The following is a 13178-nucleotide window of genomic DNA, read 5'->3' as shown; positions in this document are numbered from 1 at the left end:
TGGTCGATGGTTCCCTCAGACTGATGCGGTGGGCCTGCTCGCCGGATCGCCGCCGCGGGCGGTTTCGGAGGCTCCGCCGGAGGGATGAGACCCGGTGCCGTCTCACTCCCACGGGGGAGGAATCTTCGGTACCGGTCCGGGAGTTGACCTTGAGGACACCTACCAGGAGGTCATATGTCCGAGGTACCGCCCGCCGTCCGTGAACTCCGTCTCGTCGTCACCGCGGACGACTACGACGAGGCGTTGCGCTTCTACCGTGACGTGCTCGGCCTGCCCGAGCGGGCCGCGTTCTCGTCGCCCGACGGCAGGGTCACGATCCTGGAGGCGGGGCGGGCCACGCTGGAGCTCACCGATCCGAACCATGCCGCGTTCATCGACGAGGTGGAGGTCGGCAAGCGGGTCGCCGGGCACATCCGGGTCGCCTTCGAGGTCGACGACTCGACGGCGGTCACGGCGAGGCTGGCCGAGGCCGGGGCGGACGTGATCGCCGAGCCGACCCGCACGCCGTGGAACTCCCTCAACTCCCGCCTGGAGGCGCCGGGTTCACTCCAGCTCACCCTGTTCACCGAACTCGGGGACCAGGGGGAACCCGGCTAGGGCGAACCCGGGGTCACCAGACCCGTCTCGTACGCGCGGATCACCGCCTGGACCCTGTCCCGCAGACCCAACTTGCTCAGGACGTTGCTGACATGGGTCTTCACCGTGTGCTCGCTCACGAACAGCGTTGTCGCGATCTCGGCGTTGGACAGGCCCCGCGCCAGCATCCGCAGGGTCTCCACCTCCCGGGCCGTCAGGACGTCCAGGCGGTCCGGGGTGGCCTCCGTGGCCGTCTCCTCCCGGCGGCGGCGCACGATGTCCGCCACCAGACGGCGGGTGACGGCCGGGGCGAGGAGGGAGTCGCCGCCCGCCACCACGCGGACCGCGTGGACGAGGTCGTCGCGGCGGACGTCCTTGAGGAGGAAGCCGCTGGCACCCGCGTACAGGGCGTCGTACACGTACTCGTCGAGGTCGAACGTGGTCAGCATGACCACCTTGCAGCCGGACCCCGCGCACACGCGCCGGGCCGCCTCCAGACCGTCCATGACCGGCATCCGGATGTCGAGGAGGAGGACGTCGGGCGTGTGCCGCCGGACCGCGGCGACCGCCTCAGCGCCGTCCCCGGCCTCCGCGACCACCTCGATGTCCGGCTGCGCCTCCAGGATCATGCTGAAGCCGCTGCGGACCAGTTCCTGGTCGTCGGCGACGACCACCCGGATGCTCACCCGAGCGCCGCCTCCCGGCCGGCACGGGCGGGCAGTCGTACGACGACCCGGAAGCCGCCTTCGGGTCCCGGCCCGGTCTCCGCGCTGCCCCCGCAGGCCACCGCCCGCTCCCTGAGGCCGATCAGCCCGTGCCCGCCGTCCGGGTGCCCGGGCCCGGTGCCGTCGTCTGTCACAGTGAGTGTCAACTCGTCGTCCCCCCAGTCGAGTTCCACCTGTGCACGGGAAGCGTACGCGTGCTTGACGGTGTTGGTCAGGGCTTCCTGCGCCGCGCGATAGGCGGCGACCTCGGTGTCCGGAGGAAGGGGGTGTGGCCGGCCGCGGACACGGAAGTCGACCCGCAGGCCGGTCGATTCGGCGACCTGGCGGACCAGGGACGGGAGCGAGGCGAGATCGGGCTGCGGCAGCCGGGTGGCGCCGCTCCGGCGCTCCTGCTCCTTCAACACCCCGAGGATCCGCCGTAGTTGGCCCATGGCGTCCCGCCCGCTGGCGGCGATCGCGTCGAACGCCGCCTCGGCACGGGCCGGGTCGCTGCGCACCACGACCGGTCCGGCCTCCGCCTGGACGACCATCAGGCTCACCGCGTGCGCCAGGATGTCGTGCATGTCCCGGGCGATCCTGGCCCGTTCCTGGGCGATGGCCCGCGCGGTCTCCGCGGCCCGCTCCCGCTCCAGGCGGGCGGCCCGGTCCTCGACGGCCGCGGTGTACGCGCGCTGGAGGCGGGCCAGCACACCGAGGCCGTAGGCGCAGACCATGCCGGTGAGGTGGAAGGCGTACTCGAAGGGCTGGGCGTGCTCCTTGTACTGCATGGTCAGCACGGCCCCGAGCAGCCAGCTCGCCAGCATGCTGCGGCGCTGCCGGGGCAGCCCCTGGACGGCCATGGTGTAGAGGACGACGAGGCCGCTGTAGGCGACGTCGGGCGGGGGCGCGTGGTAGTAGGCCATCGCGGTGGTGGCCGCCGAGACGGCCAGGGCGGTCGCGTAGGGGAAGCGGCGCCGCCAGATCAGCGGGACCGCCGTGGCGGCTCCCAGCAGCCAGCCCGCCAGGGTGAGCCGGTCGTCCCCCTCGTCCGGGAACATCCACTGCAGGGACGCGGCGAACAGCAGCAGCACGGCGAGCGCGCTGTCGACGGCGTACGGGTTGGCCGACCTGAGGCGGTTCACGACCAGGTCGTACGGATGCGCCGACCTCGCGCGGGTCACGACCAGGCAGTACAGGGACCGTGCGGCGGACATGGGCGGCTCCTCGGGGCCGGGGCCGTTCCAGTATCACGAGCCGCGCCCGCCGGGGACGTCACCGATACGGGGGATATCCACCGCCCGCGTAGCACAGCCGGGTACAGACCCGCTGTTCTCCGGATGGGGCGGCGGCCCGCGCCCTACACTCGCCACTCGAATCATCGCCCGGAGCCCAGGGGGGAATCATGCGCGTGGTCATCGCTGCTCCGGATCACGAGGACGGGCACCTGCTCGACGAACTCCACGACTGGCTGGTCGGCGACGGCGAACTGCACCGGACCGCTGAGATCCGCCGGGTGCCCCTCGACACGGCCGGCACCATGGGCGCGCTCGACGTCGTCGAGGTCGTGGTCGGCCAGGGCATCGCCGCGCTGAACCTGGCGATCGCCTACGCGAGTTGGCGCTCCACCCGGCCCGCTGCGCCCGGTGTCACGGTCACCTTCCCGGACGGCGCGACGGTCACCGTGACGGACGACGGCCCCGAGGCGTTGGAGCGTGTCCTGGCCCTGCTGCGGGAGAGTGCGGACAACCGGCCGCGAGTGACGGCGCCGCCGGATCAGGACGGCCCCGCCCGCCGGCCGGACGAAGGCACCGTCGCCGGCAGAGGCCGGGAAGGGGTTCACGGCCATGGCACTGCCTGACCCTTCCACCGCTCGCGCGGTCATCGTCGGCGTACAGAACTACTCACTCCTCGAGTCGCTCCCCGCGGTCGCCAACAACGTGGCGCGTCTGAGCGAACTCCTGCGCGACCCCGGCCTGTGGGGACTGTCCGCCGAGCACTGTCAGGTCCTGCTGGACCCGCAGTCGGACCGCGAGGTCCTCGACGCCGTGCACAAGGCCGCCTCCGAGGCCGAGGACACCTTCCTGCTGTACTTCGCGGGACACGGTCTGCCCGACCAGCCCGACGGCCTCCAGCTCGCCCTGCCGGACACCTCCCGGGAGCACCTCTACAGAGCCCTGTCCTACGACCGCGTCCGATCGGTGATCCTCGGCGCCTGCAAGGCCCGGCACAAGGTGGTCATCCTCGACACCTGCTTCAGCGGCCGCGCTCTGAAGGGCGTCATGGGACCGTCGGGTGTCGCCGACTTCGCGGCGGTCGACGGCACGTTCCTGATGACCTCCTCCGCGGAGAACCGGACGTCGATGGCACCACCGGGCGCCCGCTACACCCTGTTCACCGGAGAACTCGTGAAGGTGCTGGAACAGGGCGAACCCGACGCCGACGATCTGCTGGACATGGACACCATCTACCGCGCGGTGGACCGCGCCCTGCGGGCCGCGGGCGGGCCCCTCCCGCAGCAGCGGGCCCGCAACGCCGGCGCCCGCATCACCTTCGTACGCAACCGGGCAAAGGCCGGCCCGCTGGTCCGGCCGCCTGCCGGCCTGCTCACGGCGAGTCCGCCACCCGGATACGAGAGCCTGCTGGACGAGACCGTGCCGGGCCTGGTCGGTCAACTGAACGCTTTGGCCCGCTCGCAGCGGGCCGCCGACGCGGACGCCGTGCTCACCGCGGTCGCCGCGCGTTGGCCCGAGCAGCAGACGGCGGCACTCCTGGTGGAACTGGTCCACCGGGGCATGACCCGCGAGGCGCAGCTGGCCTGCCAGGTCGTCGTCGGCCGACCGCCGCGCGACGTCGCCGCATGTCTGCACGTCCTCGACCAACTGGGTGCCGGTCCCGTGGTCGACGCCGTCTCCACGGCGCTTCTCGCGGCGGGCCCGGCAGCCGTCGCCGGAGTGGCCCGGCAAGTGCGCGAGTACGGGCACCCGATGACGGAACGCCTGCTCCACGCCGCACTCACCGAGGCGGGCCCGGAGGGGTCGGCCGACCTCCTGCTCGCCCTGCACCGGCACGACCTCGGCGACCAGGCGCTGAAGCTGCTGCGCGCGCTGGTGTCCGAACACCCCGATCCGCGGTACGTCCGGGCCGCCGACGCGTTGGTGGAGAGCGGCGCCACCGCGTCCGCGTACCGGCTGTACGTGATCCTCCCCACGGCGCTCGCCGCATCCCGTACGGCGGAGGAGACGGCCCGGCTGCTGCGTGCCATGGCGGAGAGCGGGGAGCGTACCCTCGCCGGGACACTGCTGGACGGCCTGATCGCCGTCCCCGGGGAGAGGGGACCGGCCGACTGGGCGCTGGCCCTGCACACCCAGGGCCTCGACTGGGCCGACGCGGGCGCCCGGGACGTCCTCGCGAGGGCTTCCGTCGAGGAGGTGCTGGATCTCATGGAACGGATCCGGCGCACCCGGCCCGCCGACCTGGTCACCGTCGTGAACTGGGCGACCCACGACGGCAGGAACGCCGCCGACGTCGTGGCCCTCACCGCGGCGCTGCGCAGCTACGGCCTGCCTCTGGACGCCCTGCGCGTCCTCACCGAGGCTGCCGACACGGATCTGCGGCAGGCCGCGGCCCTTGTCTCGGCGCTTCGCCCCGAACGGGGTGACGAGGCGTCGAAGCTGCTGAACCGGGCCTGCGCGCGCCCGGTCGCGGAACGGGTCGCTCTCGTGGCGGCCCTGCGCGGACACGGGGCGCGCGAGGAGGCCGAGTTCGTCCTGACCGGCGTCATGGACCTTCCCGCGGGGGAGGTGCTCTCCGAGCTTCCTCTCCTCGCGAGGGAGGTCGACGTGGAAACGCTCCACAGGCACATCGCGCCCGACGCTCTCGGTGAGCACCTGGCCCGGCTTCTCCTCGTGTACTGGCAGGACGAGCGGCACGCCGACGGAGAACGGCTCCTCGCACTGATCGCCGCACGCGACCCGTCCATGCTGGGCGAGACCCTGTGGCAGTTCACGCGCATGGGGCAACCGGCCACGCGGCGCGCGGAACAGCAGTCGTGGCTCGCCCGCACTCTTCCGCGGCTCGGAGTTCCGACGCTCGTCAGTCTCAGCGTCTACGCGGTCGTGGTGGAATGGCGCGTCGCGGGCCTGGTGGCCGAGACCCTCGTCCGCATGGACTCTTCCCTGGTGCTGGAACTGGTCACCGAGCTTCGTGGACGGCGGCCCGGACGGTCGGGTCCGCGTGAGACGAAGCCGCTGCTCTGGGTCCTCGGCACCGCCCTGTCCGGGCGGGCAGACGCGCCACAGCTGTTGGCGCACCTCCGTGAGGACGCCGAGCACAGCCTCGACGACCTGCGCGGACTGCTGGCCACGGGCGGACTGGAACACGCCACCGCGACCTACTGGCTGCTGGCCCGCGGCGGCGGACTCCTGGACGTCTCCCTGCTCTCCGCGCTGGCCGACCGGCCGGACCTGACCGCCGTACTGGAGCGGTTGTACGCCGACGGGTTGTCACGGGGTGACGCGATGCGTATTCGGCGGGCCTCGGCGACACCGAGCGCGCCGCGCCTGAGCAAGGCCGTCGAGGAGGTCATCGAGCAGGCTGTGGGAGTCCACACGGCGACGGTGCTGAGAGACGCGGGCAGATATCTCAAACCCCACGAACTGGCGGAACTCCTGGTCGTGTTCGCCGTGTCGGAGCGCGGCTACGACCTGAACCGCGTCCTCGATTCCGTGGTGCAGCGCACTCCGCTGGAGGAGTGGATGCCCGAGGTGCTGGCGGTGCTGGGCGGCGCCCGGCTCGACGGCCTGACCGCGCAGCTGATCCGCAAGGTGGTCCGCCGCTCGCGGGTCTCCGACGTGGAGCATCTGGTGAAGTGCGTGCGCCAGGAGGGTATGACCGAACAAGCCGGTCTGCTGGAGGAGGCGAACGGCCGCGGCCGACTGACGCGTTGGCTCTGACCGGCCCCGCGACACCACGTCAGCGGGTCTCCGGCCGCCACCCCGTCGCCCGCGAGATCCCCAGCGCCGCCAGCCGTACCGCCGGGACCAGGGCCGGTACCTGGTCCTCGGCCCGGGGCACGACGACCGACACGGCCGCGATCACCGTGCCGTCCGGGCCGCGCACCGGGGCGGCCACCGACAGGGCGTCGTCGGTGACCTGACGGCTGCTCACCGCCACTCCTGAGCGCCGCACTTCGGCCAGCACCCGGCGCAGCCGTGCCGGATCGGTGATCGTGTGCGGGGTGAACACCGCGAGCGGACCGGCGCAGTACTCCTCCTGCTCCTGCGGCCCGCAGTGCGCCAGCAGCACCAGACCGACCCCGGTGGCGTGCAGCGGCCAGCGCGCGCCGACCCGGATGTGCACCCCGACCGCCGAACGCCCCGAGATCCACTCGATGTAGACGACGTCCGAGCCGTCCCGCACTGCCAACTGCACGTTCTCGTGGGTGGCTTCGTACAGGTCCTCCAGATACGGCAGCGCGAGCTGCCGCAGCGCGACCCCGCGCGGAGCCAGCGCCGCGACCTCCCACAGCCGCAGCCCCACGTGGTAGATCCCGGTGTCGTCCCGCTCCAGCGCGCCCCACTCGGTCAGCGCGCCGACCAGGCGGTGGGCCGTGGTCAGGGTCAGTCCGGCCCGCCGGCTGATGTCGGTGAGGGAGAGCGCCGGGTGGTCGTGGTCGAAGGCGGCGAGCACGGACAGCAGCCGGTCCGGCGCGGTGGGGCTCCCTCCGCGCGCACCTGTCCTGGAGTGGGGGGCCACGGTCATGGCCGGTCGGCGACCCTCAGCAGGAGGGCCTGGAGCGTCTCGCGTTCGGCGGCGTCGAGCGGGGCGAGCAGGTCGTTGGTGACCCGTCTGCCGGCCTCGTCGGTGCCGCGCAGGAAGGCCCGGCCGTCCTCGGTCAGCACGACGATCTTGCTGCGCCGGTCGTCGGGGGAGGGGCGGCGCTCGGTCATGCCCAGCCGCTCCAGGTCGTCGACCAGGCCGACGATCGCGCTCGGGTCGTAACCGAGCCGGGTGCTCAGCTCCCGCTGGAGGGCGCCCTCGGAACCGGCGAGATACCGCAGCACCGCGTAGTGCCGCAGCCGCAGCCCCGACTCCTGGAGGAACGTGTTGAAGAGCTGGCCCGAGCGCAGGCCGAGGCGGTACAGCAGATAACCGGTGTCCGCGTGCAGCCCGCGCATCCACGGCTCCTCCGCGTCCATGGGCTTCGGGGTCACGTGCTGGCTGGTGATGGCGAGCTCCCTGGGTCGGTACGACGTACAGATTCCAGCATGACTCACCCGGAGGTCTCCAACAACTATTGACGTCACCAATTATTGCTCTTAACTTCGATCTCGCAGTCGTACCCCTCGGGAAGGGACCCGCTCGTGCCCAGCATCGATCTCTCCGGCAAGGTCGCCGTCGTCACCGGCAGCGGCCGGGGCCTCGGCCTCGCCTACGCGCACGCCCTCGCCGCCCACGGCGCCTCGGTCGTCGTCAACGACGTGGACGAGGCGATCGCCGAGCAGGCGGTGAAGAGCATCACCGAGGCCGGCGGCCGGGCCGTCGCCGAGGTCGTCCCGGTCGGCACCACCGAGGCCGCCGAGCGGCTCGTGAACCGCGCGGTGGAGGAGTTCGGGCGGCTGGACATCCTGGTCACCAACGCGGGCATCCTGCGCGACAAGGTGCTGTGGAAGATGACCGACGACGACTTCGACGCGGTGATCACCACCCACCTCAAGGGCACCTTCACCTGCGCCCGCGCCGCCGCCGTGCGGATGCGCGAGCAGGGTGAGGGCGGCTCGCTGATCCTGGTCGGCTCCCCGGCCGGGCAGCGCGGCAACTTCGGCCAGACGAACTACGCCGCCGCCAAGGCCGGCATCGCCGCCTTCGCCCGCACCTGGTCGATGGAACTGGGCCGCGCGAACATCACCGTCAACGCGATCGTGCCGGTCGCAGCCACCGCGATGACCGAGACCATCCCCGCTTTCGCCCCCTACATCGAGGCCATGCGCAACGGCGAGCCGCTGCCGGACTTCCTGCGCAAGGGCGAGGGCTTCGGCACCCCCGAGGACTGCGCGGCCCTCGTGCCCTTCCTCGCCTCCGAGGCCGCCCGGGGCATCACCGGACAGGCCATCGGCATCGGCGGCGACAAGGTGGCACTCTGGTCCCATCCGCAGGAGATCAAGGCGGCGTACGCCGACGGCGGCTGGACCCCCGACTCCCTCGCCGACGCCTTCCCCACCTCCGTCGGTGCCGAGCTCCAGTCGGTCGGCATCCCGGCGCCCAAGTTCCCGGAGGCATGATGGCCCCCTCGATGAACGTCGACGACCTGGTCGCCATCGACGTCCACACCCACGCGGAGGTCTCCTCCAAGGGCCACTCCTCCCTGGACGACGACCTCCACGACGCCTCCTCCGCCTACTTCAAGGTCGAGGGCAAGCGGAAGCCCACCCTGGAGGAGACGGCCGCCTACTACCGCGAACGGAGGATGGCCGCCGTGATCTTCACGGTGGACGCCGAGTCCGCGACCGGCACGGCCCCCGTCCCCAACGAGGAGGTCGCCGAGGCGGCCGCCGGCAACTCGGACGTGCTGATCCCCTTCGCCTCCATCGACCCCTTCCGCGGGAAGGCGGGCGTGAAGCAGGCCCGCCGCCTGGTCGAGGAGTACGGGGTCAAGGGCTTCAAGTTCCACCCCAGCATCCAGGGTTTCTTCCCCAACGACCGCTCGGTGGCCTACGACCTCTACGAGGTGATCGAGGAGACGGGCACCATCGCCCTCTTCCACACCGGGCAGACCGGCATCGGTGCCGGGGTCCCGGGCGGCGGCGGCATCCGTCTGAAGTACTCGAACCCGCTGCACGTGGACGACGTGGCGGCCGACTTCCCGCACATGAAGATCATCCTGGCGCACCCGTCCTTCCCCTGGCAGGACGAGGCCCTCGCCGTCGCCACCCACAAGCCGGGCGTCCACATCGACCTGTCCGGCTGGTCGCCGAAGTACTTCCCGCCGCAGCTCGTGCAGTACGCGAACACCCTGCTCAAGGACAAGGTCCTCTTCGGCTCCGACTTCCCCGTCCTCACCCCCGACCGCTGGCTCGCCGACTTCGAGAAGCTGTCGATCAAGGATGAGGTGAAGCCGAGGATCCTCAAGGAGAACGCCGCCCGCCTGCTCGGGCTGACCAAGCCGTAAGGGGCCCCAGATGCGCAACGAGGGACTGGGTTCGTGGCCCGCACGCCGGGCCCGCAAGACCCCGCACCGCACCGCCCTGATCCACGGCGGCACCACACTCTCGTACGCCGAGCTGCACCACCGCGTCACCCGCCTCGCGCACGCCCTGCGCGCCCGGGGCATCCGGCGCGGCGACCGGGTCGCCTACCTCGGCCCCAACCACCCCTCCTACCTGGAGACGCTGTTCGCGGCCGGAGTCCTCGGCGCGGTCTTCGTCCCGCTCAACACCCGCCTCGCCGGACCGGAGATCGCCTACCAGCTCTCCGACTCCGGGGCCAGGGCACTGGTCTACGGCCCCTCGCACGCGGGCCTGGTCGCCGGACTGCCGGGCAGCACCGACGTCCGTACGTACGTCGAAGTCGGCCCCGAGTACGAGCAGTTGCTCGCCGGGGCGGCGGCCGAACCCATCGACGAGCCGGTGATCCCCGACGACACCTGCATCATCATGTACACCTCGGGCACGACAGGGCGGCCCAAGGGCGCCATGCTCACCCACGGCAACCTGACCTGGAACGCGATCAACGTCCTCGTCGACCACGACCTGATCGCCGACGAACGCGCCCTGGTCTCGGCCCCGTTGTTCCACACGGCGGGCCTGAACATGCTGACCCTGCCGGTGCTGCTGAAGGGCGGCACCTGCGTCCTGGTCGAGGCCTTCGACCCGGACGCGACCTTCGACCTGATCGCCCAGCACCGGATCACCTTCATGTTCGGGGTGCCGACGATGTTCGAGCAGGTGGCCCGGCACCCGCGCTGGGCGGACGCGGACCTGTCCTCCCTGCGCATCCTGACCTGCGGCGGCTCCCCGGTGTCGACCTGGCTGATCACCGCGTACGGGGAGCGGGGGCTCACCTTCCTCCAGGGCTACGGCATGACCGAGGCGTCCCCCGGCACCCTGCTGCTGGACGCCGAGCACTGCGCCAGCAAGGTCGGCTCGGCGGGCGTCCCGCACTTCTTCAGCGACGTCCGGGTCGTACGGCCGGACCTGGCGCCCGTGGACATCGGCGAGACCGGCGAGGTCGTGCTCAGGGGCCCGCACGTCATGCCCGGCTACTGGGGGCTCCCCGAGGAGACCGCCGCCTCCTTCACCGACGGCTGGTTCCGCAGCGGGGACGCGGCCCGGATCGACGAGGACGGCTACGTCTACATCGTCGACCGCATCAAGGACATGATCATCTCCGGTGGCGAGAACATCTACCCCGCCGAGATCGAGGACCTCCTCCTCGGCCATCCGGACATCGCCGAGTGCGCGGTCATCGGCGTCCCGGACGAGAAGTGGGGCGAGGTGCCGAGGGCGGTCGTCGTCCCGCGCGAGGGCGCCACGCCCGACCCCGACGAGATCCTGGCCTCCCTGGCCGGACGGCTCGCCAAGTACAAGATCCCCAAGTCGGTGGTGGTCGCGGACGAACTCCCGCGCACCGCCTCCGGAAAGCTCCTCAAGTCCCGGGTGCGCAAGCGCTACGGCAACAGTTAAGGAACCCCATGAGCCTCACCGTGAACGGCCTCGACGAACTGAAGAAGCTCGCGGGCAGCGACCTCGGCACCAGCGAGTGGATCGAGGTCACCCAGGAGCGGATCGACACCTTCGCCGACGCCACGGGCGACCACCAGTGGATCCACGTGGACCCCGAGCGCGCCAAGGACGGCCCGTTCGGCGCCCCCATCGCCCACGGTTACCTCACCCTCTCCCTGTTCATCCCCCTGTTCACCGAACTCCTGGACGTCCAGGGCGTGACGACGAAGGTCAACTACGGGTTGAACAAGGTCCGTTTCCCCTCGCCGGTGAAGGTCGGCTCCCGCATCCGCCTGGTCGGCAAGCTGGCCGAGGTCGAGGAGGTGCCGGGCGGTGTCCAGATCACCGTCGACGGGGCGATCGAGATCGAGGGCGGCGCGAAGCCGGCGGCGGTGCTTCAGAGTCTTTCCCGGTTCTACGCCTAGGACGTCCGGGCGGAGGCAGTGGGGAACCGCGGGACCGTCGTGGCTGGTCGCGCAGTTCCCCGCGCCCCTTTGGGGCGTCGAACTCAGCCGGTGACGTCGACGAAGACCGGGTTCGAGTAGAACCAGGTGTCCGCCCACGGGTCGCCGTCGCCCGGTGCGTGCGGAACCGGGCCGTGCGGGTCGACGGCGGCACCGAGATATCCCGCCCCGTGCCGGTTGCCGTCGCTGCCGCGCAGGCGGACGTAGAACGACTCGTCCCCGGCGGTCAGCGGGATCCGCAGGGTGTACGTGCCCTTGCGTCCCGACACGTCCCTGGTCTGTACGACCTTGGTGTCCGGCGCCCGCCAGCCGTCCCGGTCCGCCACCGGACCCCGCACCGCGCCCCGGATCACGTCCACGTGCGCCAACTCGGGCAGGATTCCCTGGGGGTTGGGGCGGGACGCGGAGGTGACCGTCACGTACAGCGTGAGCTTCTCGCCCCTGCGGACCCGCAGCCGGCCGCCCAGCGTGACCCCGCGCCCGGGGTCGCAGTCCCGCTTCACCCGGACGTCGAGCCCGTCCAGAAGGTGCCCGTGGTCCACCCAGACGCGGCCCGCGCGCAGGCCCGCCATCACCGAGCGGTAGCCGTAGCGCGTCACGCCGACGTGGGTGCGGCTGAACTCGCCCGGCCAGAAGTCGCTGCCGGGCTGCGGGGTGTCGGTGTTCACCGGGTCGGGAAGCTTGCCGGTGTTGTCGAAGTTCTGCCCGGCGGGCCAGTCGCCGTTCTTCCAGGTGTCGAAGACCGTGCGGTGGTTGTCGGAGTTGGTGGTGATCGAGTACAGGCTGCCCTCGGCCAGCATCGAGTCCCACAGCCCGCCGACCGTCGCGGTCGCCCAGTCGAAACCGCCGTACGTCACATAGGCCTCGGCCGGATAGCCCGCCCAGGACTGCGCCGACGGCTTGTTCTCGTACTCGCCCCGGATCGACGTGGCGCCCCGCCAGCCGGGGATCGCCGCACCCTGGGCGCCCGGCGCGCCCTCCATGCCGATCATGATCTCGGGGGCCGCGTCCCGCCAGTTCCGCATCTCGTGCGGGGAGTCGATGCCGAGCCGCAGCGGATGGTTGGCGATGACGAGCACGTCATCCACGTAGCCCGAACGGCGCTGCTCCGCCAGCCACTTGATCGCCTTCACGGCGTGCGCCTCGTTGCGGGCGGTGTCCGCCGCGCCCGCGGAACCCTCGGTGTAGCCGAGCAGCTTGCCGTCGTAGGCCAGCTCGAACTGCGTGAGCAGATCGGTCTCGTGGGGGCCGGGAGCCGCGAACACCGTGCAGTGCTCGGCGGCCGGGATGTACCACTCCAGGCCCTGGAAGATCAGCTGACGCGGGTTCGCGGCGCGGGCCTTGACGATCTCCGCGTGCTCCAGCTTCGCGCCGAGGTTCGCGTGCCCGAAGTTGGAGTGCTCGTTGAACACCATCCAGTCCAGGCCGTACTTGGCGGCGGCCCGTGCCTGCTGGGAGAAGGTGTACTTCGCGTCGTGGCTGTAGACGGAGTGCACGTGATGGTCGCCGACCAGGTAGGCGAGGTGCGGGTCATGGCCGCCCAAGCCCGGCTTCCCGGAGGAGGCGAGCGCGGGGGTGGCGGCCGACCCGAGCGCGAACGCGGCGCCGAACAGGCCCGCACGGCGCAGGAGTCCCCGTCTGGACACACCCTGGGCGTCGAGGTCGGCGGGGGAGACGGCGGGGTCGGCCCAGGAGGGGAGCTGCTGCTCGGTCAT

12 protein-coding genes are annotated in these 13178 nt (G+C 71.6%); 7 read left to right on the top strand and 5 right to left on the bottom strand.

Annotation, left to right across the window (positions count from 1 at the left end):
• Positions 1–174: 174 nt before the first annotated feature.
• Positions 175–597 (top strand): VOC family protein, encoded by a 423-nt coding sequence (locus H295_RS0111725; RefSeq protein ID WP_020135553.1) that lies wholly within the window; start codon positions 175–177, stop codon positions 595–597.
• On the opposite strand, the gene H295_RS0111720 is transcribed toward H295_RS0111725, so the two are convergent.
• Together H295_RS0111720 and H295_RS0111715 are read right to left on the bottom strand one after the other, a co-directional pair.
• Positions 594–1262 carry a response regulator gene (locus tag H295_RS0111720; RefSeq protein WP_020135552.1) on the bottom strand — a complete coding sequence of 223 codons (669 nt, stop codon included), beginning with the start codon at positions 1260–1262 and terminating at the stop codon, positions 594–596. The genes H295_RS0111725 and H295_RS0111720 overlap by 4 nt on opposite strands.
• On the bottom strand, positions 1259–2494 hold the full coding sequence (locus H295_RS0111715; RefSeq protein WP_020135551.1) for a sensor histidine kinase: 1236 nt from the start codon (positions 2492–2494) through the stop codon (positions 1259–1261). The genes H295_RS0111720 and H295_RS0111715 overlap by 4 nt, the downstream gene beginning before the upstream one ends.
• Positions 2495–2682: 188 nt before the next feature.
• Here H295_RS0111715 and H295_RS44740 point away from each other — a divergent pair, with 188 nt between their 5' ends.
• Both H295_RS44740 and H295_RS44735 read left to right on the top strand, forming a co-directional pair.
• Positions 2683–3138, top strand: coding sequence for an effector-associated constant component EACC1 (locus H295_RS44740; RefSeq protein WP_020135550.1), 456 nt, complete (start codon positions 2683–2685; stop codon positions 3136–3138).
• On the top strand, positions 3125–6232 hold the full coding sequence (locus tag H295_RS44735) for a caspase family protein (RefSeq protein WP_051135534.1): 3108 nt from the start codon (positions 3125–3127) through the stop codon (positions 6230–6232). Before H295_RS44740 ends, H295_RS44735 begins: the two co-directional genes overlap by 14 nt.
• Before the next feature lie 19 nt (positions 6233–6251).
• Here the strand turns inward: H295_RS44735 and H295_RS0111700 are convergent, their stop codons facing one another.
• A complete protein-coding gene (locus H295_RS0111700; RefSeq protein ID WP_020135549.1) occupies positions 6252–7040 on the bottom strand; it encodes an IclR family transcriptional regulator in 789 nt (262 codons plus the stop codon).
• The gene (locus H295_RS0111695) at positions 7037–7456 is read right to left on the bottom strand and encodes a MarR family winged helix-turn-helix transcriptional regulator (RefSeq protein WP_028809266.1); all 420 of its coding nucleotides are present in this window, start codon (positions 7454–7456) and stop codon (positions 7037–7039) included. Before H295_RS0111695 ends, H295_RS0111700 begins: the two co-directional genes overlap by 4 nt.
• A gap of 186 nt (positions 7457–7642) precedes the next feature.
• Between H295_RS0111695 and H295_RS0111690 the strand changes: the two genes are divergently transcribed.
• Genes H295_RS0111690 through H295_RS0111675 form a run of 4 tightly spaced genes read left to right on the top strand, consistent with a single transcriptional unit; the run spans position 7643 to position 11424 of the window.
• Positions 7643–8560 carry an SDR family NAD(P)-dependent oxidoreductase gene (locus H295_RS0111690; RefSeq protein WP_020135547.1) on the top strand — a complete coding sequence of 306 codons (918 nt, stop codon included), beginning with the start codon at positions 7643–7645 and terminating at the stop codon, positions 8558–8560.
• 11 nt (positions 8561–8571) lie between these two features.
• On the top strand, positions 8572–9447 hold the full coding sequence (locus H295_RS0111685) for an amidohydrolase family protein (RefSeq protein WP_028809265.1): 876 nt from the start codon (positions 8572–8574) through the stop codon (positions 9445–9447).
• A gap of 10 nt (positions 9448–9457) precedes the next feature.
• Positions 9458–10960 (top strand): acyl-CoA synthetase, encoded by a 1503-nt coding sequence (locus H295_RS0111680; RefSeq protein WP_020135545.1) that lies wholly within the window; start codon positions 9458–9460, stop codon positions 10958–10960.
• Positions 10961–10968: 8 nt separating this feature from the next.
• Positions 10969–11424, top strand: coding sequence for a MaoC family dehydratase (locus H295_RS0111675; RefSeq protein WP_020135544.1), 456 nt, complete (start codon positions 10969–10971; stop codon positions 11422–11424).
• Between the two features lie 83 nt (positions 11425–11507).
• Here H295_RS0111675 and H295_RS0111670 read toward each other — a convergent pair whose 3' ends face one another.
• Entirely contained in the window at positions 11508–13178 is a 1671-nt protein-coding gene (locus tag H295_RS0111670; RefSeq protein ID WP_020135543.1) for a histidinol-phosphatase, read from the bottom strand.

Source organism: Streptomyces sp. 351MFTsu5.1, from assembly GCF_000383655.1.
In the GTDB taxonomy this organism is placed as follows: Bacteria; Actinomycetota; Actinomycetes; order Streptomycetales; family Streptomycetaceae; genus Streptomyces; species Streptomyces griseorubiginosus.
This window is presented reverse-complemented; position numbering and strand designations above follow the sequence as displayed.

Coding starts and splice junctions, on each gene's coding strand:
- H295_RS0111675 (WP_020135544.1), top strand. CDS start 10,969: ATGAGCCTCACCGTGAACGGCCTCGACGAACTGAAGAAGCTCGCGGGC.
- H295_RS0111725 (WP_020135553.1), top strand. CDS start 175: ATGTCCGAGGTACCGCCCGCCGTCCGTGAACTCCGTCTCGTCGTCACC.
- H295_RS0111670 (WP_020135543.1), bottom strand. CDS start 13,178: ATGACCGAGCAGCAGCTCCCCTCCTGGGCCGACCCCGCCGTCTCCCCC.
- H295_RS44740 (WP_020135550.1), top strand. CDS start 2,683: ATGCGCGTGGTCATCGCTGCTCCGGATCACGAGGACGGGCACCTGCTC.
- H295_RS0111685 (WP_028809265.1), top strand. CDS start 8,572: ATGAACGTCGACGACCTGGTCGCCATCGACGTCCACACCCACGCGGAG.
- H295_RS0111700 (WP_020135549.1), bottom strand. CDS start 7,040: ATGACCGTGGCCCCCCACTCCAGGACAGGTGCGCGCGGAGGGAGCCCC.
- H295_RS0111680 (WP_020135545.1), top strand. CDS start 9,458: ATGCGCAACGAGGGACTGGGTTCGTGGCCCGCACGCCGGGCCCGCAAG.
- H295_RS0111715 (WP_020135551.1), bottom strand. CDS start 2,494: ATGTCCGCCGCACGGTCCCTGTACTGCCTGGTCGTGACCCGCGCGAGG.
- H295_RS0111695 (WP_028809266.1), bottom strand. CDS start 7,456: ATGCGCGGGCTGCACGCGGACACCGGTTATCTGCTGTACCGCCTCGGC.
- H295_RS44735 (WP_051135534.1), top strand. CDS start 3,125: ATGGCACTGCCTGACCCTTCCACCGCTCGCGCGGTCATCGTCGGCGTA.